Annotated in this window: 1 protein-coding gene; it reads left to right on the top strand. The window is 31.8% G+C overall.

The genetic code is table 11. The features are described 5' to 3' along the window. Positions 1 to 59: 59 nt before the first annotated feature. On the top strand, positions 60 to 529 hold a 470-nt coding region (locus tag VB264_RS25075), incomplete at its 3' end, for a hypothetical protein (protein WP_323254157.1).

Raw genomic sequence — 529 nt, 5'->3', positions numbered from 1 at the left:
CACCATAGCCGTCAGGCTATTGATTTATTTTATTAATTTTGTCTTCAAAATCTGATACAATGAATTTAGAAGATATATCAAACTCAATTGAGTTTTTAGAAATTAATCAACTTTTGGAAGAACTCTTTGATGAAGAATTTCTTCAAAAGCATTCGTATGATACTAATTTTATTACTCGTAAGACCAGTCAATTAAGTGGTCGTATGTTTTTGTTATTGAATACTTTAGAGTTGTCTAACTACCCTAAAAATAGTTTGCAAGACCAGTGTTTGTGGCTTGAGGAGCATTTTGGCATACACCTCAAGAAACAATCACTTGATGAAAGATATAATACTCACGCTGTTACATTTTTAAAACGTTGTTTTGAAAAAGTATTAAGTCAGTGGTTTGTCAAAGAAAAGCCTCAAGGTTTAACGACTACTTTTAATCGAATTTTACTCCGAGACTCAAGCACTTGGCAATTACCGACTTCTTTATCAAATTTCTATCCAAGTAAAGATGCTTCTAAAACTGGGGCAAGCATAAAAAT

It is taken from the genome of Arcicella aquatica (assembly GCF_034928825.1).
GTDB lineage: Bacteria > Bacteroidota > Bacteroidia > Cytophagales > Spirosomataceae > Arcicella > Arcicella aquatica.
This window is presented reverse-complemented; position numbering and strand designations above follow the sequence as displayed.